The sequence below is a fragment of the Serratia nevei genome, assembly GCF_024160145.1.
In the GTDB taxonomy this organism is placed as follows: Bacteria; Pseudomonadota; Gammaproteobacteria; order Enterobacterales; family Enterobacteriaceae; genus Serratia; species Serratia nevei_A.
The window spans coordinates 34,060-53,943 of record NZ_JAMYWQ010000021.1 but is presented as its reverse complement, the minus strand read 5'-3'; the positions used below and the strand labels follow the sequence as shown (position 1 = coordinate 53,943).

The following is a 19,884-nucleotide window of genomic DNA, read 5'->3' as shown; positions in this document are numbered from 1 at the left end:
CGCCAAAAGGCGCTTTTTTCTGAATGGGTGGGTCGTGCAGGATTGATTCGGCCTGTGGCCTCACCCTGCGGGCAACGCTGCGCGTTGTCGTATCGCTGCGCGATGCTCGAACCTCTACGGTTCTTCATCCTGCACGACTCGGTGAACTCTGTCGGCAAGAAGATTAAGTCGGGTTTAGGTGGCGCAGAAACGAAAAAAGCGCCAAAAGGCGCTTTTCTCTGAATGGGTGGGTCGTGCAGGATTGATTCGGCCTGTGGCCTCACCCTGCGGGCAACGCTGCGCGTTGTCGTATCGCTGCGCGATGCTCGAACCTCTAAGGTTCTCATCCGGCACGACTCGGTAAATTATGTCGGCGAGAAGATAAAGTCGGGTTCTGGCGTGCAGATGCGAAAAAAGCGCCAAAAGGCGCTTTTTTCTGAATTGGTGGGTCGTGCAGGATTCGAACCTGCGACCAATTGATTAAAAGTCAACTGCTCTACCAACTGAGCTAACGACCCGCAGAAGTGGTGGGTGATGACGGGCTCGAACCGCCGACCCCCTCCGTGTAAAGGAGATGCTCTACCAACTGAGCTAATCACCCACTTCAGGACTTCCAGGTTACTGCTAAACGAGAGAATGATGGTGGGTGATGACGGGCTCGAACCGCCGACCCCCTCCGTGTAAAGGAGATGCTCTACCAACTGAGCTAATCACCCTCATTCGTTCTCATTTTTCTCAACAAGATGGTGGGCGATGACGGGCTCGAACCGCCGACCCCCTCCGTGTAAAGGAGATGCTCTACCAACTGAGCTAATCGCCCCGTCTTGTTGGAGTCGCATTATAGGGATAGTTCAAAGTGAGTCAACGGTTTTTAAAATGATTTCAATCGTTCGCCGCAAATTTAGGCAGGGCGCGATAATTATCGCCAACGGCGCTGATTCTTTGCGCAACGTTATGCGGAACTCGCCGCAAAACGCGCGAAATCGGCCGGTGCAATATCGTGTCGGCGTTGAGGAATTAGCGCGTGGTGATACAATGTCGTCCACTCTTTTTTCAATTCCGAGCAATCGTCGGCAACCGCCGACACGCGTTGCGTAATAAGGCAGTGAACCCAATGAAAATCAAAACCCGTTTTGCACCGAGCCCGACCGGCTATCTTCACGTCGGCGGCGCGCGTACCGCACTGTATTCCTGGTTGTTCAGCCGCCATGCGGGCGGTGAGTTCGTTCTGCGTATCGAAGATACTGATCTGGAACGCTCCACCCAGGACGCGATCGACGCAATTATGGATGGCATGAACTGGTTGAACCTGGATTGGGATGAAGGCCCGTATTTCCAGACCAAGCGTTTCGATCGCTACAACGCGGTCATCGACGAGATGCTGGAACAGGGCACCGCCTATAAATGCTATTGCTCCAAGGAACGCCTGGAAGCGCTGCGCGAGAAGCAGATGGAAAACGGCGAGAAGCCGCGTTACGACGGCCACTGCCGCGACAGCCAGTGCAGCCACGCCGACGACGAGCCGCACGTGGTGCGCTTCCGCAACCCGCAGGAAGGTTCGGTGATCTTCGACGACAAGATTCGCGGCCCGATCGAATTCAGCAACCAGGAGCTGGACGATCTGATCATCCGCCGCACCGACGGTTCGCCAACCTATAACTTCTGCGTCGTCGTCGATGACTGGGACATGGAAATCACCCATGTGATCCGCGGCGAAGACCACATCAACAACACCCCGCGCCAGATCAACATTCTCAAAGCGCTGGGCGCGCCGGTGCCGGAATACGCGCACGTGTCGATGATCCTCGGCGACGACGGCAAAAAGCTGTCCAAGCGCCACGGTGCGGTGGGCGTTATGCAGTACCGCGACGACGGCTATCTGCCGCAGGCGCTGCTGAACTACCTGGTGCGTCTGGGCTGGTCCCACGGCGATCAGGAGATCTTCTCCATCGAGGAGATGAAAGAGTTCTTCACGCTGGAAGCGATCAACAAATCCGCCAGCGCGTTCAATACCGAGAAGCTGCAGTGGCTGAACCACCACTACATCAACCATATGCCGGCGGAAGAAGTGGCGGTGCATCTGGCGTGGCACGTTGAGCAACTGGGCCTTGAAACCCGCAATGGCCCAGAGCTGAAGGACATCGTCAAGCTGCTGGGTGAACGTTGCAAAACGCTGAAAGAGATGGCGGAGTCTTGCCGTTACTTCTATGAAGACTTTAGCGAGTTCGACGCCGACGCGGCCAAGAAACACCTGCGCCCGGTGGCGCGTCAACCGCTGGAAGCGGTGCGCGCCAAGCTGGCCGCCATCACCGTCTGGACGCCGGAAAACGTGCACGACGCCATTCAGGGCACGGCGGATGAACTGGGTGTCGGCATGGGTAAAGTCGGCATGCCGCTGCGCGTCGCGGTGACCGGTGCCGGCCAGTCGCCGGGCATGGATGTAACCGTGCATGCGATCGGCCAGAAGCGATCTCTGCAGCGCATCGACATGGCGCTGGCCTACATCGCCGAGCGTGAGGCACAAGCCTGATTAGGCTGATACGCCATAAATGAAAAAGCCCCGTGGAGCGATCCCGGGGCTTTTTTCATGGCGGCTTGTCAGGCTTGCTCGCTGGCCGGCAGTCCCGGACGATAGGCGAGGAAATACATCAGCCCGACAAAGCCGGCGCCCCCCAGCGCGTTGCCGAGAAATACCGCGGCGAAATTGGGCAGATACTGCTCCCAGCCCATGCCGCCGGCAAAGATGGCCGCCGGAATGATGAACATATTTGCCACCACGTGCTGGAAGCCGATGGCGACAAAAGCCATGACCGGGAACCACATGCCGATCACTTTGCCCGGCACATCCTTGCTGGCGAAGGCTAACCACACCGCCAGGCACACCAGCCAGTTGCAGCCGACGCCGGAAATGAAGGCGTGCAGGAAGTCCGCATCCACTTTGGCCTGCGCGATCGCCAGCGTCTTATGCAAGAACGCGCCTTCGGTCAGGCCCAGCAGATGACCGAAGAAATAGGCGACGGCCAGGCTGCCGGCCAGGTTGGCCAGGGTGACCCAAAACCAATTGCGCAGCACGGCGATGGCGGGGATTTCGCGGGCGAACCAGGCCATCGGCAAGGTCATCATATTGCCGGTCAGCAGTTCGCCGCCGGCCAAAATAGTCAGGATCAAACCGATAGGAAAGACCGCGGCACCCAACAGGGCGCCGAAAGAGCCCCATTCGGCCGGCAGGGTGCCGATGACGTGAATATCCAGCAGAAAGCCGGTGGCGATAAAGGCGCCGGCGAGAAAGCCCAGAATCAACAGATTAGCGAGAGGGGCGCGGCTTTTGTTTACCCCGGCCTGAACGGCGAGGGCGGCGATTTCTTTTGGTGAATGCAAAGACATGACGGACTCGGTTTATAGTAATGAAATTTATGGCGCGGGCAGTCTATGCCGCTCGGGAGTCCGACTCAAGCGCATTTCGCTAACATTCCGTTAATTAAAAATCAACGTGATATGCAGGGTCTTTTGCCATTTTGAGATATAGCGCGCAAAATGGATGAACTCTGCGCGAAGTGATGATTTTTTGGCGCCAAACATGCTGATTTGGCGGCTTTTTCAACGCTTGATTCAGTAATTCAATTTAGCCGTTGACAGCTTAGAGCGGGTTTCATATTATGCGCCCCGTTCACAGCACAAAGTGATTGTGGAACGGGGCTATAGCTCAGCTGGGAGAGCGCTTGCATGGCATGCAAGAGGTCGACGGTTCGATCCCGTCTAGCTCCACCAACCTTCTTCTCAGAGAGGTTGGGGAATACCGTAACGCCGGTCAACGCGTACCACTTTTGTGGGGCTATAGCTCAGCTGGGAGAGCGCTTGCATGGCATGCAAGAGGTCGACGGTTCGATCCCGTCTAGCTCCACCACCATTTAAAAAGCCGACCTCAGGGTCGGCTTTTTGCTTTATGCGTGCGTCTAATGCTTGCCTGACGCTTGGAAAAATGACTCTGGCTTTCCGATAGATAGGAGTTATACCGCCAGTTCACCAAAACTAGCGATAGGATACGGTGAACTGCGCCACGGCATTGACTTCTCCTGGCGTAACTTTTTCTTCCGTTTGATAATATTGCACGCTGAGCGGGATTTCATTTATACCTACCAGCGTCTGGTTCAGCATGCCTACTTTAGCCCCCAACTCAAAGGGAATGCCGTTACGCAGTATCTGCAGACCAACGCCGGTGGCCGCCTCTTTTGATGGGATAACCGCCAATACCTGACGATTGCCATTAGCCATGTCACCGCGTATTTCCAGATCGACTTTAGTGTTGACATTGCAGTCCATCGCGATGTTAAAAGGAGTATTTCCCGCCGTGCCCCCTATACCAGAGAGCGTTCGCCGGTTGATTTTTGCCAGAAAAACCTGTTTCGACGGCGTGCTGAGGCGGCAACCTTCCACTGCGATATTGACGGCAGGAAAATAGGTTTCACCCAGCCGTCTGGCGTTGGTTGCTCTCAAGCAGGTATAGTTAAAGGAGAAAGGGGAAAATGCAGACATGGCACCAGGTTGTATGTCGCCGGTCTTGATCAGATAATATTTGAAGTTTCCGCCAACAACATAGTTCACGGGGGTATTACGCGGCGCATAAATATCCCAAAGCCCCGGCTGGTCATTGAGCGACATAGCAATGCCGACCCCATGCCAACCAGTCTGATAGACGGGAATACCGTGGTATTGTAATGCTGTCGCAGTCAAGTGGGTATAGGCTTGCAACACCAGATCGCCGGGTTCGCCAAAGGAGAACTGTATGGCATTCGCCAACAGCCTGACGGAAAAGTAAGATTCCCCACGACCGATAAGATCGCCGACCTTAGCGCCTGCCGGGACGGTAATGCCGGATTGCTCGATTTTTAGCGGATGATGCCATATCGCATAGCAATCGCCCTCACTTTGGGCTGAAAAGGAAAATAATAAGGCCAGGATGCCAGCGATCCTGGCTATAGCTGTTGTTTTAAATAGCGTTGGCATATTCACTTTTCCTATTAGATATTGCGCGAACTGTGCATAGTGTTATTTTTATCTATCAATTTTTTTATATAAACGATGGCCGCTCATCCTTCGGCTATCATGTAGTTTTCTAGCGTTAGTTGTATGAATATTTTTGATATGACTGATATTGCATACTGAAGCACTGGGCGCACGGAACAGAGGCGCCGTTTATGCGCCAATGTGGCTTGGAGCCCCTCTTGTTCCACAGAGGGCTATCGATATGAAACGGTGAATTGGGCGATGGCACTCACGTCTCCCGGCGTTATGTTCGCCTCCGTTTGGTAAAATCTTGCCAGAAAAGAAAGCGAATTCTGTCCGAGCAGCGTTGTATCTAATGCATTAATTTTGTTGCCTAAATCAAATGGAACGCCGTTGCGCAGAATCTGCAATCCGACGCCTTTGGCCGCTTCGTCAGTATGATTAATCGCCAATACCTGGCTGTTTCCACTCACCGTTTGCCCTTTGATTTCCAGGTCTACTTTGGTATTTGAGTTACACTCTAAAGTCATATCGAATGGCGTTTCGCCAGTGGTACTTCCAATGCCGGAGAAATCTTTTTTATTAACTTCTCCCAAATGGACGTATTTGGTTGGTGTGGTTAATCGACAACCTTCTACTGAGACGTTGGTAGCGGGAAACTTTGGATGCCCGAGTCTAAATGCTCTGCCGGCAATCCGCAAGCATGCATAGTTCATCAGAAATGGCTCAAACTGCGGCATCACACCCGATTTAATATCTCCGATTTTTACGAGGTAGTATTTAAAATTGGCCGAAAGTATATAATAAGGTGGCGTTGGATTAGGCCCAGAAAACTCTGGAATGCCGGCATGATTATTTAATGACATTGCAATGCCTATGCCTTCCCAAGAGGTTTTATAGACAGGGATACCATTGTGTTTAAAACCGGTTGAGGTCAGGTAGGTGAACGGTTGCACCACAAAATGGCCGTATCCCAGAATCGCTTCGCCATTTGACAGTACTTTAACGGAAAAATTGAATTCGCCTTGCCCCAGCACCGCCCCGTTTGGCGCATCTGCCGGAACAACGATCGGACTCTGGCTAATATATGGCGGTATATGATACATTGCCCGACAGTCTTCATCTCCGGCATAAGTCTTTTCTGAGTATAAAAAAACCAGAGCAATCGAGATACTTCCGTTCAATATTAACTTTGCTCTATTTAATAATTTTCTTCCTATCATTGTCTTTTCCCTTTCAACCGCTAATGAAGCGTTTACCATGCAGTGATGAAGATAACAACGGTTCGGCTGACATGGTGTCTCTATTGAACTCTTGTGGGGCATTTTTTTTGTCTTGAATGGGATTGCAAGATTGCTCACAAAACCAGTAAGTGTTTATATTTGATAATATCAACAGAACAGATGCGAACATCAGTATGTAAATAATCACGGCTGCTTTCATCATGTCGTTTCTCTACGCTATGCTTTTTGATTATAAACACGCCTTGGTTGCCTGACGTTTAGCTCATTGCGGGCTGCTCGAGTATTAGCCGGAAAAATCCTGCGATTTTTATCCTGCATGTGACACAATGTGCTTTTATCGATAATTCAAAGCTATTTACATATCATATTGAGCATTTTTATTTTTGATTCAGACTCTTTAGCTGTAATAGCATAACTGCCTTGGCAGCGTTGCTTCCCCTCCCAATGAACCAACACCTTTCCTGAGTCAGGCATGCCGCTCATATAAACGCTATTATCATTTCCTACGATCCCCGTCTTTTCATTTTCTCCTTGCAGCGTAGCGACGGCACCGAATGGGATTGCGTCGGTATTGTGTTGCAGCTTTAAGATGATTCTATTGCCGATGTTAGATTTAAAGTGGGCAGTTACAACAGCGCCTTTGGTCGGGATGACAATCTTGCTGTTCTTTGCTATTTCAATGTCATCGCCAAAGCTTTGCGGATTTAAGGAAATCCGATTCTTATGATAACTGCTGATGTAAGGTACTACCGCATAGCCACGAGAGTCAGTTTTGACGCCGACACTGTTAATCACTTCAATATTATGGGCATTGGGTACTTTAACTAAAGCAACAGTATCACCCAGCGATTGCGATAATGTAATGCCGTTGCTATGGACGATGGCGCCGCCGCGTAGGCTGTAATTAACCCGCTGCATATTTTGATCAAAGCTGTATCCGGCCCCGACTTCACCATACCCGCCGCGATAGTAAGCAGAGCCGTTGCCGGAGGGGCCGGATCTGGTGCTGCTTTGTGAGGCCGAGACGTTATAACTGAGCTGGTTATTTTCCAGGGCCGTTCCGCTCAAACCTAATTGCTGATTGAACTTGCCCTTGCTGTTCTTGCTGGCGGTATAGTTAGCCCAGCTGTTCGATTGCCATTTGTTCAGCGGGATCTGAACGTTAAGTGTGGCAATCTTGTCGGGTTTATCCGTATAAGGGCCGCTATTGTAACTCAACGCAAGATTGTAGCTAATGCCACGCTGACTGGTTGAGAACCCAAGCAGAAAATTCTTCTCAACGCTGCTGTTATGCCAGTAGTTCTGTTGATAACCGTTGAGGTAGAGACTACCGAAATCGCGAATGGGTTGGTTAATATTGAGTACCAGCTTGCTTCTTTTTATGTCACGCGCAAGCCACTTTTTCTCAAGGTTGGTATTCATGTCGCTAAATTCAGAAAAGTTTAAATAGCCCGATGTCGAGTATCGATATCCTGCAAGCGTGAAGTTAGTACCCGTGGTTTCAAGGTTTTTTGCGTACTGGATCCGATATTGTTGCCCCGAACGGGCAGTGCCCGTAATGAGCCGGCTTTTAGTATGGGTGACATCGGCTGAAAATGATCCGAGCTTTTTCAAGCTGCTGCCGATGCCGGAAGAGATTCCCTGGTGTTTTTCTGAGATGATTGCGCCCCCATAGAGCGTTTTATCGTCTCTAAGACCATAAATTAATGACTGCTGAAGAAATTTATATTTAGATTTATCGTGTTGTGCAGTGCGGTACTCGCCTAGCGTTAATTCATTTTTTTTCATGCCTTCTCGCAGCATGATGGGCACTGCGGAAAAGGGTTGAAAGAAACTGCGTTCTGAACCATCTGCCTCCTTGATGATTACTTGCAGCCCACCGCTGGAAGTGGTGGGGTAAATATCTGTTATTTCAAAACTTCCTGCGGGCACATGAGTTTGATAAATGATGTAGCCATTTTGCTTCACAATGACTTCGGCATTGCTTTGCGCGACGCCTCGCACCGTGGGGGCGAAGCCCCGTTGGCTGTCAGGGATCATTGAGGGGTCGCTCGCGAGTTTCAGGCCGCGAAATTGAAAACTGTCAAAGACGTCGCCAGAGGTTGAACTATCACCCACGGTCAAAGTGCTTTTACTGTCTCTAAACCCTCGCTCAGCATAGGAATTGATGCTTTTCCATTTGGTGCTGTTTTGGCTTGAGTAGGTGGAGTAGTTTCTCAATCGCCAGGCACCGAAGTTTGCACCGCTGCGCAGGTTCAAATATTGATTGTCACCGGTCTTTGCATTCCCATGCTGCCATGATTCGGTGCCGCTGAAGCTGTAATCCATCAGGAAGGCGTTTATGCCATCATCCCAAAGCGTCGGGTTTACCCAATCCCGCGGCTGGTTTTTAAGATAAGCCTGAGGAATGTTTAAGTCTAATCTTTGGCGATTGAAGTCAAATTTTGCATAGCTGCCCGGAATCATCTCATTGATAGGGTGAGAGGCTATACTGTTTTCACTCGTCGTTACTTTCAATGCGTCAAGTTGGATGCCGAAATTTTCAAGATCGTTTCGATGGATGCGAGGTTGCAAAGCACCGGCAACGCGAAAAAACGCCACTTTCTGATTAACAAAAAAAGCGTTGTTTAAATAGATATCCACCCAATACTCACCAGGCAATTGATCGCTCGGATTGTTGAAATGGGATAAGTCAGCAACTTTCTGATAATTTCTGTTTAATGCAGAAGGCTCAAAGTAGTCCTCTGCCAGTGCAACCGGTGAGGATAAAAAACAGAAAAACAGCACCGACTTTTTGTTGTTGGCGATACTTGGCATAATCATTTTTGCATCCCTTTACATGTTGTTATAACGATGCTTTTATTTCCTGGGTTACGCCTCCATAGTCGTTAATGGCTTGCCATTTTATTTCAGAGCTGCGTGTTCCGTTTGGTATGGCCCATTGTTTTTTACTTTTTGGTGCGACCATATCGGCTTCCTTAAGCTCTTTTTCGCCAACAACGAGAGAATAAAATGAGACATAAAACGGCGTTGGATTACTCACAATCAACATGTTTTTTTCTCGTGAGAATTTTATTTTTTTGTATGCGTCACTTGCCTCTTTGTTTGACAGGGCGCTGGGCCGGTAGATTATTTTTATTCTGTTTTGTACGGTGATGAGTAGTTTGTTTTCCTTGGTTTTTTTCGTTGATGGTATCGATCTTACGCTAAGCCAATATACAGTTTCTTCATGCTGTGGCAAGAGCTTGCCGGCATGGATGATTCTAATAATATTATCCTGTTCCGGTTCCAACCTGAATAATGGCGGAGTAACAATGAATGGGACTTCACTGTTGTCCCCGGGGAGATAATTTTCCGCCCAGGTTTGGATGAGTACCGGAGAGTTACTGTCTTGATTACTTACTGAAATATTCGATTCTTTTCTGTTTTCTTCATAAATAACTCGCGTTCCTCCCAGGGTTACGCTGGCGACAGTATTGAAAGAAAAAGAAAATAATAGCAGAAAGTAAAAGCTTCTTTTTTTTATCATAGTTATACCCGTGGCGATTTTAATTGTCTGGCCGGCGTTGTCACCGGCCAGATAAGAGAGTTTTATTAATTATATGAGATGCTGAATTGTGTCGTGGCATTTGCCGGGCCGACGGTAACCGTGCCGGATGTAGACATATATTTTGCGACATAAGTAAAGACGTTCCTGATGTCTTTTTGCACGCTTTGCGCATTAGAGAATGACGCCACTGGGATTTGCGTTGTGCCATCGGCCTCATAGAGCGCAACGCCGATGCCTGTCGCGGCGTTAGTTTCTTTATTGAGCGACAGCAGAGTTGTGTTGCCATCTGCGTAAATACCATCGAACTTGATAGACGCTTTTTTGACCGTATCCGGGCAGCTGACTAAGGCGATATTGAATTTTGTCGGTAGCGCTGTATCGCCAATGCTTCTAAACGCTTTGGCGCTGACATTGCCCATTGGGATTGTCTGGTTGGCGCTGCCCGCCTCAACCGTGCAGGTTTGGTCTGTCACCGTGCCGGTAAAGTTTATAGTACCGTCTGCGGCGTATGATGCAGATGATATGACTAGATAGGCTCCGGCTAACAGCATGGTTCTCTGGATGCGTAATTTCATATTTTCTATCCTTTTATAACTGTATGTAAATCATAGTTTTTTAAATCAGTCCCTATGGTTCTTGAATACGCGATAAAACTCCCTTTTTCAGGTGATTGATGCTTATAAATGTGTGTTAGTTTGAATTTGAAAACTGCAATTCTCGCTTTTATTGGTTTTTAATGCTGTCAGGTGATTTTTCTCCGGTCGCTATTTGTTAACGAAATTTAGTCTATATGAAAAAAAGTTATTCAGTGGTAAAGATCATAAAAAGTGCTTTTTTCAGAGTAAAATTCTATTATTGTAGTTTTTTATGCTATTGGTCTGAGTGTGTATCCTGAATTTAAGCAATCCTAATAGTTTGATCCTCTGATTAATCTTGTGATTGTTAATGTGCTAATTAATGTTGGTGATGGGTATGTGTTGACATTGATATTGTTTTCTTGATGAAACTATTGTCATTGTTTCACCATCGTTGGATGAGGTTATCCATGAAAAAAAATAAAAATATCGCAATTGTTGGTGGTGGCGGGGTAACGGCGGTGATGACGGCCTTGGCCTGTGCGAGGAAAGGGATCTCCGTTGATTTTTTTCTCGATGAGATGAATTACGACGAGTTCAAGACCTCTTTGGGCAACCATTGTCTATGGCGAAGCGTTCATGAAGATAATCTGCGCCTGAGTCGATTTGCGGCCCAGTCTCAATGGATATGGGAAAAATTTATTTTGGCTTCTAGCGGTGAGTTTGGCCGCAAAGAAAGAATGGTACGCGTGGTTGAGCGTGCGGAACTCAACCAGCTGATAAAATTGTATGAGCTGTATAATTTACCCTATGAAGTGAAAAACTGTGGTGATGATGAATCAATTGTATTACCGCCTTTCCTTGATTGTAAGAATAAATTTGTCTTCGTGAGTTATGATTCTATTTTACTTAACGTTGCTGAAATATTTTCATATTTTAGTGATGAATTGGCATTTTTCACGAGTGTGAATGTTTTCAGAAATAAAAATATTGGTGGATTAGGTAGCATTGAAGGCGGTGTGATTTTTGTTGACGAAAAGAAACATCTGTATGATATCGTGGTTAAGTTTACAAATGATTTTAAAATCAATGAGATGAGTTCTTTCGAGACCGTAGATGTCGAGGCTAAAACGATTTTTAAAGACTTTTATCTGTCAGACAACATCGGCCATTTCACACAGCCCATATGGATTTCTGAAAATGAGTTTAATATATGGCTCATACCCTCTGTCGATGGACGTGTTATCAGGGTTGGCATGGATGTTCACTTCCCTCAATCGGCAGAGGTATTGGCGCGAAATTTAAATATTGATGCTTATTTATCAAGAAGTAAAATTGACGTAATGTCCAGTTCGATATTTTCAATTAGCTCATGTGGCGTCTCTTCTGAAGATGCCAGGTCAGTGATTCCATGCTGGACAGTCAGTGATGACAATAAAAAGATAGTCGTCGTTGAAAGTGTGGACTCCTACTACAATGCCTCACCTGCTGTTGCGGAGGAGATCACTACGCTATTAACGCTGATTATCAACTGATTGTTTGTTTTATGGCGCGCGCAGTTAAATGCAGCGCCGTATGGCGTGTCAAAAGCGTTCTGTTGTAAGGACAAAAATCGACCTGTTCTGACTACGCAGATTGTTGCCACAACCATTCCATTTTATGCAGAAGCATTATTGTTGGGGGAAGTTTAGCCGAGTGGCTAATGCTTATTTTCTGTCAGCATGCGCCAGTGCAGGCGGCCAGGATACAGGCATAAAAAAGGCGCCCGCAGGCGCCTTGTTATCGCAGTCGGTTCGAGGCTTAGCCCAGTACCAGGCCCGCGATGGACGCGGACAGGATGCTGACCAGCGTAGAGCCGTACACCAGCTTCAGGCCAAAGCGCGACACCACGTTGCCCTGGTGTTCGTTCAGGCCCTTGATCGCACCGGCCACGATGCCGATGGAAGAGAAGTTGGCGAAGGACACCAGGAACACCGACAGGATCCCCAGGCTGCGCGGCGACAGTTCGGCCGACACTTTCTGCAGTTCCATCATTGCCACGAACTCGTTGGAAACCAGCTTGGTGGCCATGATGCTGCCAACCTGCAGGGCTTCGTGTTTAGGAATCCCCATGATCCAGGCGAACGGATAGAAGAAGTAGCCGAGGATTTCCTGGAAGCTCAGGCCGAAGATGGCGCTGAACACACCGTTGAGCGCAGCGATCAGGGCGATGAAGCCGATCAGCATCGCGGCAACGATAATCGCTACTTTGAAGCCGGCCAGGATATATTCACCCAACATTTCGAAGAAGCTCTGGCCCTCGTGCAGGTTGCCGAGGTGCAGCTCTTCTTCTTTATTGGTGTCGTACGGGTTGACCAGCGACAGCACGATAAAGGTGCTGAACATGTTCAACACCAGCGCCGCCACCACGAACTTGGCGTCCAGCATGGTCATGTAGGCGCCGACGATCGACATGGAAACCGTAGACATCGCGGTCGCCGCCATGGTGTACATGCGCTTTTCCGACATCTTGCCCAGGATATCCTTGTAGGCGATGAAGTTTTCGGATTGGCCCAGGATCAGCGAGCTGACGGCGTTGAACGACTCCAGCTTGCCCATGCCGTTCACTTTCGACAGCACGGTACCGATAATGCGGATGATGAACGGCAGCACCTTGATGTACTGCAGAATACCGATCAGCGCCGAAATGAAGACGATCGGGCACAGCACCTTCAGGAAGAAGAACGCCAGGCCTTTATCGCCCATGCCGCCGAATACGAAATCAGTCCCTTGTCCCGCAAACCCGAGCAGTTTGTCAAACAGCGCGGCAAATCCTTTTACGAAGCCCAAACCCGCTTCCGAATGCAGGAAAAAGTAGGCCAGCAGTACTTCGATAACCAATAGTTGAATAACATAGCGAATGCGGATGCTTTTGCGATCGCGGCACACCAACAGGGCCAGGATCGCCACCACCACTATCGCCAACGCAAAGTGCGCAATATGGGACATGTTTGCTCCAAATTTGAGGCAGGCTGAATTTCGGCTGTCATTTTATGTAACGCTACGTTTAAAAACGAGACTTCTATTGCAAATATGGAAAATCATAGTGGGAGTTCTCCTAAAGTGTTGCGTAAAAGCATAAAAAATCAAGATGTTAAAGCAGCAATAGGAAATTCGTATTCTTGTGCTAACCTGTCTTTCAGGGGTATTGCAGCCCAAATCCCATCAGAAAAGCACGGAAATCGGCAAGCTCCGCGCTGAACCCTTCGATAAAACCGTTAATGTTGGCTATTACAGAGATAAGTTTTACCGCTCTAAATGCGCTTGATAATTATTATCATTTATATAGAGTGGAGATAAACGTAATTTCAGTAAGGGTTCAACATATGCTGAACAGTCGCGTGGTTGAAACCACCTCCGGGCGCTCCGCCAGAAAAATCAAACTCTCGCTGATGGGGCCCGCCTTCATCGCTGCTATCGGTTATATCGATCCCGGTAACTTCGCCACCAACATCCAGGCCGGCGCCTCGTTCGGCTACAGCCTGCTGTGGGTGGTGGTTTGGGCCAACGTGATGGCGATGCTGATCCAGCTGTTGTCCGCCAAGCTGGGCATCGCCACCGGGAAAAACCTGGCCGAGCATATTCGCGATCGCTTTCCGCGGCCGGCGGTGTGGGCTTATTGGGTACAGGCGGAGATCATCGCCATGGCGACCGATCTGGCCGAGTTTATCGGCGCGGCGATCGGCTTCAAGCTGCTGCTCGGCGTTTCCCTGTTGCAGGGCGCAGTGCTGACCGGCATCGCCACCTTTTTAATCTTGATGCTGCAAAAGCGCGGGCAAAAACCGCTGGAGCTGGTGATTGGCGGCCTGCTGCTGTTCGTCGCCGCCGCTTATATCGTCGAGCTGGCGTTCTCCCAGCCGCAGCTCGCGCCGCTGCTGAAGGGCATGGCGCTGCCCGATCTGCCTAACGGCGATGCGGTATTTCTGGCCGCCGGGGTATTGGGCGCCACCATCATGCCGCATGTGATCTACCTGCATTCTTCGCTCACCCAAATCGGCGGCGAGCACGACAAGGCGGAGCGCTATGCCGCCACCAAAGTCGATGTCGCCGTGGCCATGACCATTGCCGGTTTCGTTAACCTGGCGATGATGGCCACCGCCGCCGCCGCGTTTCATTTCAGCGGCCACAGCGGCATCGCCGATCTCGACGTGGCTTACCTGACGCTGCAACCGCTGCTCGGGCAAGCTGCTGCCACCGTATTTGGCCTGAGCCTGGTGGCCGCCGGCCTCTCCTCTACCGTGGTGGGCACCCTGGCGGGGCAGGTGGTGATGCAAGGGTTCGTGCATTTCCATATCCCGCTGTGGCTGCGGCGCGCGGTGACCATGCTGCCGTCGTTTATCGTCATCATGCTGGGGATGGACGCGACGCGCATTCTGGTGCTGAGCCAGGTGCTGCTCAGCTTCGGCATTGCGCTGGCGCTGGTGCCGCTGCTGGCTTTCACCGGCAATCGGGCGCTGATGGGGGAGATGGTCAACGGCCCAGTGGTGCAAAACCTGGGCAAGCTGATCGTGCTGGTGGTGGTGGGATTGAACGGCTACCTGCTGATCGGTAGCGTGCTGTAAGGCAAAAAAAGCGCGGGCCGGCATGGCGCCGGCCCGTCGTCGTTAATCACGGTCGTCATCGCCGTGGCGGCGCCAGCGATCATGATCGTGGTGGTGTTTTTTCTCTTTCTTCCAGCCATGCTTGTCGCAACGGCGGTCGCATTTGTAATAACGGCCATCGCGAGAGTAGTAGTATTTGCGCCAATAGTCGCGGTCGCGCCAGCGATAGCCGTCCCAGTAATAGCCACGCGGGCTGCGATCGCCGAGATAGCGGCCCTGATGGCCTTGCCACCAGTCGCGATCGCGCCAGTCGTAACCGTCCCAGTAACGGCCGCGATTGTCCCGATCGCCGATGCGCAATGAAACGCCCGGCATCAGATCGATGCTAAGCCCTGCGGCGTGAGTCTGCTGTGCGGCGGGCAACGCCGTCGCCGCCAAGATGGCGGCCAAGAGCAGAGGTTTAAACATGACTTCTCCTTTCCGCTTGCGCGGCCTGGCCGTTAATCACTTTATGAAGCGCGTTCATCAGTTTAAAAAGCGGCCTTATCGTTATTTTTGCTGCAATATCGGCATCATAGCGCCGGCGCATTGGGTTGAATCTGAGAGGGAATCTGAAAACGGCAGCGGCATCGGGATTTGAGATTTTTCTGGGGCATCGCCGCTCGGTGGAGCGGCGGTATTGGTAAGCGATTACAGTAGGATTCGTTCGATCTGCACCAGCTCTTCTTCACTGAAATGACGATTGGCCAGCATGCCTACTGCGTCTTCTATCTGCGCATTCTTGCTGGCGCCGATCAGCACCGAGGTGACGCGATCGCCGCGCAGCACCCAGGCCAGCGCCATTTGCGACAGCTTCTGCCCGCGTTGCCGCGCCAGCGCATCGAGGCGGCGCACCTTGTCCAGCCGTTCGGCGGTCAGTTGCTCCGGCTGCAGGAAGCGGCTGCCGCTGGCGGCGCGGGAATCTTGCGGGATGCCGTGCAGATAGCGGTCGGTTAGCAGGCCGCCCGCCAGCGGCGAGAAGGCGATCGACCCGACGCCATGCTCCGCCAGCGTCTCCAGCAGCGCCGTCTCCGGCCCGCGTTCCAACATCGAATACTTCGGCTGGTGGATCACGCACGGCGTGCCAAGCCGTTGCAGAATGTCGAACGCCTGCCGCGCGCGCTCGGCCGGGTAGTTGGACAGGCCGACATACAGCGCTTTGCCCTGCCGCACCAGCAGATCCAGCGCCGCCATGGTTTCTTCCAGCGGCGTGTCCGGATCCGGCCGGTGGTGATAAAAGATATCCACATACTCCAGCCCCATACGCTTCAGGCTCTGATCGAGGCTGGCGACCAGGTACTTTTTCGAGCCCCAATCGCCGTAGGGGCCTGGCCACATGGTGTAACCGGCTTTGGACGAGACGATCAGCTCGTCGCGCCAGGCCCGCAGATCGCCGTTGAGAATGCGGCCAAAGTTTTCCTCGGCGGCGCCGGGCGGCGGGCCGTAGTTGTTGGCCAGATCGAAATGGGTAATGCCGCGATCGAAGGCGCAGCGGATCAGGCCGCGGGCGTTGTCGTACAGCGTGGCGTCGCCGAAGTTGTGCCACAGCCCGAGCGAGACGGCGGGCAGCTTCAGCCCGCTGCGGCCGCAGCGCCGGTATTCCATATCTTGATAACGCGTAGGGGAGGCTTGGTAGGACATAGTTACCCTTGTCGGCGCAGAGGTGAAATGCCTTGAGTGTATACGCTTTCACACCGTGCTGCCGGGGGAGCGATCACAGCGCCGGCATGTAACGCCAGGTTGCCGATCGAGGCAGGCGCGTTTGTTCGAAATTTGAACGGCATCTTCGATACTTAAGATAATCGCTCCAGCTGCAGGCAGGTGATGATCATGACTCAGACCTATACGGTGGCCGATTATCTGCTCGATCGTCTGGCCCAAATCGGCATTCGTCACTTCTTCGGCGTGCCGGGGGATTACAACCTGCAATTCCTCGATCACGTTCTCGCTCATCCGCAAATCACCTGGGTAGGCTGCGCCAACGAGCTGAACGCCGCCTACGCCGCCGATGGCTATGCGCGCTGCAAGCCGGCGGCGGCGCTGCTCACCACCTTTGGCGTCGGGGAGCTGAGTGCGCTGAATGGGGTGGCCGGTAGCTATGCCGAATATCTGCCGGTGATCCACGTGGTCGGCACGCCGGCGCAGCGCGCCCAGCGCGCCGGTGATTTGCTGCACCATTCGCTGGGGGATGGCGACTTTACCCACTTCGCCCGGATAGCCAAAGAGGTGACCGTCGCGCAGGCCAACCTGACCGCCGACAACGCCGCGGTGGAGATCGACCGTCTGATCGGTGCCGCCTTGCTGGAGCATCGCCCGGTTTACCTGATGTTGCCCAGCGAGGTCGCGGAGGCGCCGCTGGCGGCCAAACCGGCGCCGCTGATGTTGCGCCAGGCCAGGCTGTCGCGCAGCGCATTGCAGGCATTTATCGCCGCCGCGCGCGAAAAGTTGCTGTCGGCGCGGCGGGTATCGCTGCTGGCGGACTTCCTGGCCGATCGCTTCGGCGCCGAAGCGGCGCTGGACGAGTGGCTGCAGGAGGTCGATATCCCGCACGCGACGCTGCTGCTCGGCAAAGGCGTGCTGGATGAGAACCGAGCCGGGTTCGTCGGGATCTACTGCGGCGGCGCCAGCGATCCGGCGGTGAAACAGCTTATCGAAAACGCCGATGTGGTGATCAACGTCGGCGTGCGTTTGACCGACACCATTACCGCCGGTTTCACGCATCATTTGCCGGCGGAAAAATGCATCGACATTCAACCGTTCGAAGCCTGGGTCGGGCGGCAGCGCTTTAGCCGCATTCCGATGCGCGAGGCGGTGCAGGCGCTGCACCGTCTGAGCCTGTCGCTGGCGTCACGCTGGCCGTTGCCGCCGATCGTCCGCCCGACGCTGCCGGAAGCCGATGGGGAAGGGCTGGATCAGCACGCCTTCTGGCGGCAGATACAGGATTTCCTGCGGCCGGGGGATATCGTGCTGGCCGATCAGGGCACTGCCTGTTTCGGCGCGGCGGCGCTGACGTTGCCGCGTGGCTGCCGCCTGATCGTGCAGGCGCTCTGGGGATCGATCGGCTATACCCTGCCGGCGACGTTCGGCGTACAGACCGCTGAACCGCAGCGGCGGGCAATATTGCTGATCGGCGACGGCGCCGCGCAGCTGACCGTACAGGAACTGGGATCGATGCTGCGCGACGGGCTTAAGCCGGTGATCTTCGTGCTGAATAATCAGGGTTACACGATCGAGCGCGCGATCCACGGGCCGGAGCAAAGTTACAACGACATCGCGCGCTGGAACTGGACGCAGCTGCCGCCGGCGCTGGCCGGCGAGCGGCCGGTGAAGACGTTGCGGGTCAGCGATCCGGACGGACTGCGCCAGGCGCTGCGCGAGGTAGCGGACGACGATCGGCTGGCCTTCATCGAAGTGATGCTGCCGAAGATGGACATGCCGGAACTGCTCGATACCGTCTCACGCGCCATTCAGGCACGCAACGCTGCCGCTTAAGGCAGGCTATCGCCCAGCAGGCGATCCAGCATCCAGAACCCCGCCGGGCCTGGCGGGGTCAGTTTGGACCAGACCGCATCCACCGAAATCAGTTTTGGCCAACCGCGCGGCCGCAGCTGGGTGAGTTTGCCGTGGCCGTATTGTTGCACCAGCCAGTGCGGCAGCACCGCCCAACCGAACCCCTGTTCCGCCATCTCCAGCAACAGCAGATAGCTGGGCGCCGACCAGACCAGGCCACCCTGTCTGGCCGCTTCGGCGCCGGTGTAGGTATTCAGGATCAGCTGGCGGATGCTGGACAGCTGCTCCGGCGTCGGCGCGGCGACCTGGGCCAGCGGGTGCTGATGGGCGACGAACAGCCCCATTTCGGTCTGTTCTGGCAGCCGGGAGAAGGCGATATCCGGCGGATAACTTTTTTGCACTTCCACCATGCCCAAGTGCGCGCGGCCGCTTTGCAGCAGATCGATAACGTCGCCTTCCTCGGCGATCATCCATTCCAGCTCAATCTCCGGGTAGCGCTGTTCGAACAGCTGCATCAACCGATCGTGATGTTTGGGCTGGTAGGTATCGGAAAACACCATGCTCAGGCGAGGTTCAACCTCGCCCGCCAGCTGAATGCTCAGGGCGTCGAGCCGTTCGCTGGCCGCGAGGATCGCCTGCACATGCCCCAGTACCTTGCGGCCGGCGGCGGTGAGCACCGGTTGGCGTGCGCTGCGATCGAACAGCGTCAGCGCCAGGTCGGCCTCCAGATTGGCGATGGCGGTGCTGACGGTGGATTGGCTTTTGCGCAGCTTGCGCGCGGCGGCGGAAAACGAGCCGAGGGCGGCGGCTTCGACAAACGCATGCAGCGCTTCCGGAGAATAGTGCATAACCTATCTACTTTATCGATGAAATCTATTTTTAACCTACCCGAAAAAACGATGATAATCACCTGGCTTTCGCAACAACTGTTGAAAAAAGGTGATGTATGCAACTGCAAAACAAGTCTCTCATTGAACGTATCGTCCACGCCGTCGGTTTCGAGGCCATCGCCGTGATGGTTTGCGCCCCGCTGGGCGCGTGGCTGCTGAACCGCTCAATGGTGCAGGTCGGTGCGTTGGCGGTGATGCTCTCCACCGTCGCGATGCTGTGGAACATGGTTTACAACACGGTGTTCGACCGCCTGTGGCCGGTCAGCCGGGTGGTGCGTAACCTGAAAGTGCGTGCGCTGCACGCCGTCGGCTTTGAAGCCGGTTTTATCCTGATCGGCGTGCCGATCGCCGCCTGGATGCTGAGCATCTCCTGGGCACAGGCGTTTATGCTGGAAATCGGTTTCTTCCTGTTCTTCCTGCCGTACACCATGGCTTATAACTGGCTGTACGACACGCTGCGCCAGCGCTGGTTCGAAGCGCGCCAGCCGATCAATTCCGGCGTCAAATAAGGCG

16 protein-coding genes, 6 tRNA genes and 2 other RNA genes are annotated in these 19,884 nt (G+C 53.0%); 8 read left to right on the top strand and 16 right to left on the bottom strand.

Annotation, left to right across the window (positions count from 1 at the left end; all coding sequences use genetic code 11):
* Window positions 1–25 precede the first annotated feature (25 nt).
* From M6G53_RS15570 to M6G53_RS15545, 6 genes are all read right to left on the bottom strand, one after another.
* Window positions 26–149: non-coding RNA, RtT sRNA (locus M6G53_RS15570), on the bottom strand.
* A gap of 75 nt (window positions 150–224) precedes the next feature.
* Window positions 225–347, bottom strand: a non-coding RNA gene (locus tag M6G53_RS15565) — RtT sRNA.
* 74 nt (window positions 348–421) lie between these two features.
* A tRNA-Lys gene (locus M6G53_RS15560) sits at window positions 422–497 on the bottom strand.
* Window positions 498–504: 7 nt separating this feature from the next.
* Window positions 505–580: transfer RNA gene (locus M6G53_RS15555), tRNA-Val, on the bottom strand.
* Between the two features lie 39 nt (window positions 581–619).
* A tRNA-Val gene (locus M6G53_RS15550) sits at window positions 620–695 on the bottom strand.
* A gap of 28 nt (window positions 696–723) precedes the next feature.
* A tRNA-Val gene (locus M6G53_RS15545) sits at window positions 724–799 on the bottom strand.
* A gap of 294 nt (window positions 800–1,093) precedes the next feature.
* On the opposite strand from M6G53_RS15545, the gene gltX reads away from it, so the two are divergent.
* A complete protein-coding gene (gene gltX / locus M6G53_RS15540) occupies window positions 1,094–2,509 on the top strand; it encodes a glutamate--tRNA ligase (protein WP_253332800.1) in 1,416 nt (471 codons plus the stop codon).
* Between the two features lie 68 nt (window positions 2,510–2,577).
* Here gltX and M6G53_RS15535 read toward each other — a convergent pair whose 3' ends face one another.
* Complete coding sequence (locus M6G53_RS15535; RefSeq protein ID WP_253332798.1) at window positions 2,578–3,363, bottom strand: formate/nitrite transporter family protein; 786 nt, start codon at window positions 3,361–3,363, stop codon at window positions 2,578–2,580.
* A 308-nt stretch (window positions 3,364–3,671) separates the two neighbouring features.
* Here M6G53_RS15535 and M6G53_RS15530 point away from each other — a divergent pair.
* Both M6G53_RS15530 and M6G53_RS15525 read left to right on the top strand, forming a co-directional pair.
* Window positions 3,672–3,747, top strand: a tRNA-Ala gene (locus M6G53_RS15530).
* A 60-nt stretch (window positions 3,748–3,807) separates the two neighbouring features.
* Window positions 3,808–3,883, top strand: a tRNA-Ala gene (locus M6G53_RS15525).
* A gap of 125 nt (window positions 3,884–4,008) precedes the next feature.
* Here M6G53_RS15525 and M6G53_RS15520 read toward each other — a convergent pair.
* The 5 genes from M6G53_RS15520 to M6G53_RS15500 form a co-directional block, all read right to left on the bottom strand.
* Window positions 4,009–4,983 carry a fimbrial protein gene (locus tag M6G53_RS15520; protein WP_253332796.1) on the bottom strand — a complete coding sequence of 325 codons (975 nt, stop codon included), beginning with the start codon at window positions 4,981–4,983 and terminating at the stop codon, window positions 4,009–4,011.
* Between the two features lie 233 nt (window positions 4,984–5,216).
* Window positions 5,217–6,206, bottom strand: a complete 990-nt coding sequence (locus M6G53_RS15515; RefSeq protein WP_253332794.1) for a fimbrial protein — start codon at window positions 6,204–6,206, stop codon at window positions 5,217–5,219.
* 372 nt (window positions 6,207–6,578) lie between these two features.
* Window positions 6,579–9,050: a fimbria/pilus outer membrane usher protein gene (locus tag M6G53_RS15510; protein WP_253332793.1), complete on the bottom strand. Its 2,472-nt coding sequence runs from the start codon at window positions 9,048–9,050 to the stop codon at window positions 6,579–6,581.
* Between the two features lie 22 nt (window positions 9,051–9,072).
* Entirely contained in the window at window positions 9,073–9,756 is a 684-nt protein-coding gene (locus M6G53_RS15505; RefSeq protein WP_253332791.1) for a fimbrial biogenesis chaperone, read from the bottom strand.
* 65 nt (window positions 9,757–9,821) lie between these two features.
* The gene (locus tag M6G53_RS15500; protein ID WP_253332789.1) at window positions 9,822–10,352 is read right to left on the bottom strand and encodes a fimbrial protein; all 531 of its coding nucleotides are present in this window, start codon (window positions 10,350–10,352) and stop codon (window positions 9,822–9,824) included.
* Between the two features lie 470 nt (window positions 10,353–10,822).
* Between M6G53_RS15500 and M6G53_RS15495 the strand changes: the two genes are divergently transcribed.
* Complete coding sequence (locus M6G53_RS15495) at window positions 10,823–11,887, top strand: hypothetical protein (RefSeq protein WP_253332787.1); 1,065 nt, start codon at window positions 10,823–10,825, stop codon at window positions 11,885–11,887.
* Between the two features lie 265 nt (window positions 11,888–12,152).
* On the opposite strand, the gene M6G53_RS15490 is transcribed toward M6G53_RS15495, so the two are convergent.
* Window positions 12,153–13,340, bottom strand: a complete 1,188-nt coding sequence (locus tag M6G53_RS15490) for a NupC/NupG family nucleoside CNT transporter (RefSeq protein WP_004936373.1) — start codon at window positions 13,338–13,340, stop codon at window positions 12,153–12,155.
* Between the two features lie 377 nt (window positions 13,341–13,717).
* Here M6G53_RS15490 and M6G53_RS15485 point away from each other — a divergent pair, with 377 nt between their 5' ends.
* Entirely contained in the window at window positions 13,718–14,953 is a 1,236-nt protein-coding gene (locus M6G53_RS15485; protein ID WP_033635427.1) for an Nramp family divalent metal transporter, read from the top strand.
* Between the two features lie 42 nt (window positions 14,954–14,995).
* On the opposite strand, the gene M6G53_RS15480 is transcribed toward M6G53_RS15485, so the two are convergent.
* Window positions 14,996–15,400 carry a DUF2502 domain-containing protein gene (locus tag M6G53_RS15480; RefSeq protein WP_253332785.1) on the bottom strand — a complete coding sequence of 135 codons (405 nt, stop codon included), beginning with the start codon at window positions 15,398–15,400 and terminating at the stop codon, window positions 14,996–14,998.
* Here M6G53_RS15480 and M6G53_RS15475 point away from each other — a divergent pair.
* Window positions 15,399–15,572: a hypothetical protein gene (locus M6G53_RS15475; RefSeq protein ID WP_253332783.1), complete on the top strand. Its 174-nt coding sequence runs from the start codon at window positions 15,399–15,401 to the stop codon at window positions 15,570–15,572. The genes M6G53_RS15480 and M6G53_RS15475 overlap by 2 nt on opposite strands.
* 50 nt (window positions 15,573–15,622) lie before the next feature.
* Here the strand turns inward: M6G53_RS15475 and mgrA are convergent, their stop codons facing one another.
* The gene (gene mgrA / locus M6G53_RS15470) at window positions 15,623–16,612 is read right to left on the bottom strand and encodes an L-glyceraldehyde 3-phosphate reductase (protein WP_253332781.1); all 990 of its coding nucleotides are present in this window, start codon (window positions 16,610–16,612) and stop codon (window positions 15,623–15,625) included.
* Window positions 16,613–16,801: 189 nt separating this feature from the next.
* Between mgrA and M6G53_RS15465 the strand changes: the two genes are divergently transcribed.
* On the top strand, window positions 16,802–18,463 hold the full coding sequence (locus tag M6G53_RS15465) for an alpha-keto acid decarboxylase family protein (RefSeq protein ID WP_253332779.1): 1,662 nt from the start codon (window positions 16,802–16,804) through the stop codon (window positions 18,461–18,463).
* Here M6G53_RS15465 and M6G53_RS15460 read toward each other — a convergent pair.
* Window positions 18,460–19,329 carry a LysR family transcriptional regulator gene (locus M6G53_RS15460; protein ID WP_253332777.1) on the bottom strand — a complete coding sequence of 290 codons (870 nt, stop codon included), beginning with the start codon at window positions 19,327–19,329 and terminating at the stop codon, window positions 18,460–18,462. The genes M6G53_RS15465 and M6G53_RS15460 overlap by 4 nt on opposite strands.
* 98 nt (window positions 19,330–19,427) lie before the next feature.
* Here M6G53_RS15460 and M6G53_RS15455 point away from each other — a divergent pair, with 98 nt between their 5' ends.
* Window positions 19,428–19,880, top strand: coding sequence for a multidrug/biocide efflux PACE transporter (locus tag M6G53_RS15455; protein ID WP_089196133.1), 453 nt, complete (start codon window positions 19,428–19,430; stop codon window positions 19,878–19,880).
* Window positions 19,881–19,884: the final 4 nt, after the last annotated feature.

Coding starts and splice junctions, on each gene's coding strand:
- M6G53_RS15520 (WP_253332796.1), bottom strand. CDS start 4,983: ATGCCAACGCTATTTAAAACAACAGCTATAGCCAGGATCGCTGGCATC.
- M6G53_RS15475 (WP_253332783.1), top strand. CDS start 15,399: ATGACTTCTCCTTTCCGCTTGCGCGGCCTGGCCGTTAATCACTTTATG.
- M6G53_RS15515 (WP_253332794.1), bottom strand. CDS start 6,206: ATGATAGGAAGAAAATTATTAAATAGAGCAAAGTTAATATTGAACGGA.
- M6G53_RS15465 (WP_253332779.1), top strand. CDS start 16,802: ATGACTCAGACCTATACGGTGGCCGATTATCTGCTCGATCGTCTGGCC.
- mgrA (WP_253332781.1), bottom strand. CDS start 16,612: ATGTCCTACCAAGCCTCCCCTACGCGTTATCAAGATATGGAATACCGG.
- M6G53_RS15505 (WP_253332791.1), bottom strand. CDS start 9,756: ATGATAAAAAAAAGAAGCTTTTACTTTCTGCTATTATTTTCTTTTTCT.
- M6G53_RS15490 (WP_004936373.1), bottom strand. CDS start 13,340: ATGTCCCATATTGCGCACTTTGCGTTGGCGATAGTGGTGGTGGCGATC.
- M6G53_RS15455 (WP_089196133.1), top strand. CDS start 19,428: ATGCAACTGCAAAACAAGTCTCTCATTGAACGTATCGTCCACGCCGTC.
- M6G53_RS15535 (WP_253332798.1), bottom strand. CDS start 3,363: ATGTCTTTGCATTCACCAAAAGAAATCGCCGCCCTCGCCGTTCAGGCC.
- M6G53_RS15500 (WP_253332789.1), bottom strand. CDS start 10,352: ATGAAATTACGCATCCAGAGAACCATGCTGTTAGCCGGAGCCTATCTA.
- M6G53_RS15495 (WP_253332787.1), top strand. CDS start 10,823: ATGAAAAAAAATAAAAATATCGCAATTGTTGGTGGTGGCGGGGTAACG.
- gltX (WP_253332800.1), top strand. CDS start 1,094: ATGAAAATCAAAACCCGTTTTGCACCGAGCCCGACCGGCTATCTTCAC.
- M6G53_RS15485 (WP_033635427.1), top strand. CDS start 13,718: ATGCTGAACAGTCGCGTGGTTGAAACCACCTCCGGGCGCTCCGCCAGA.
- M6G53_RS15480 (WP_253332785.1), bottom strand. CDS start 15,400: ATGTTTAAACCTCTGCTCTTGGCCGCCATCTTGGCGGCGACGGCGTTG.
- M6G53_RS15460 (WP_253332777.1), bottom strand. CDS start 19,329: ATGCACTATTCTCCGGAAGCGCTGCATGCGTTTGTCGAAGCCGCCGCC.
- M6G53_RS15510 (WP_253332793.1), bottom strand. CDS start 9,050: ATGATTATGCCAAGTATCGCCAACAACAAAAAGTCGGTGCTGTTTTTC.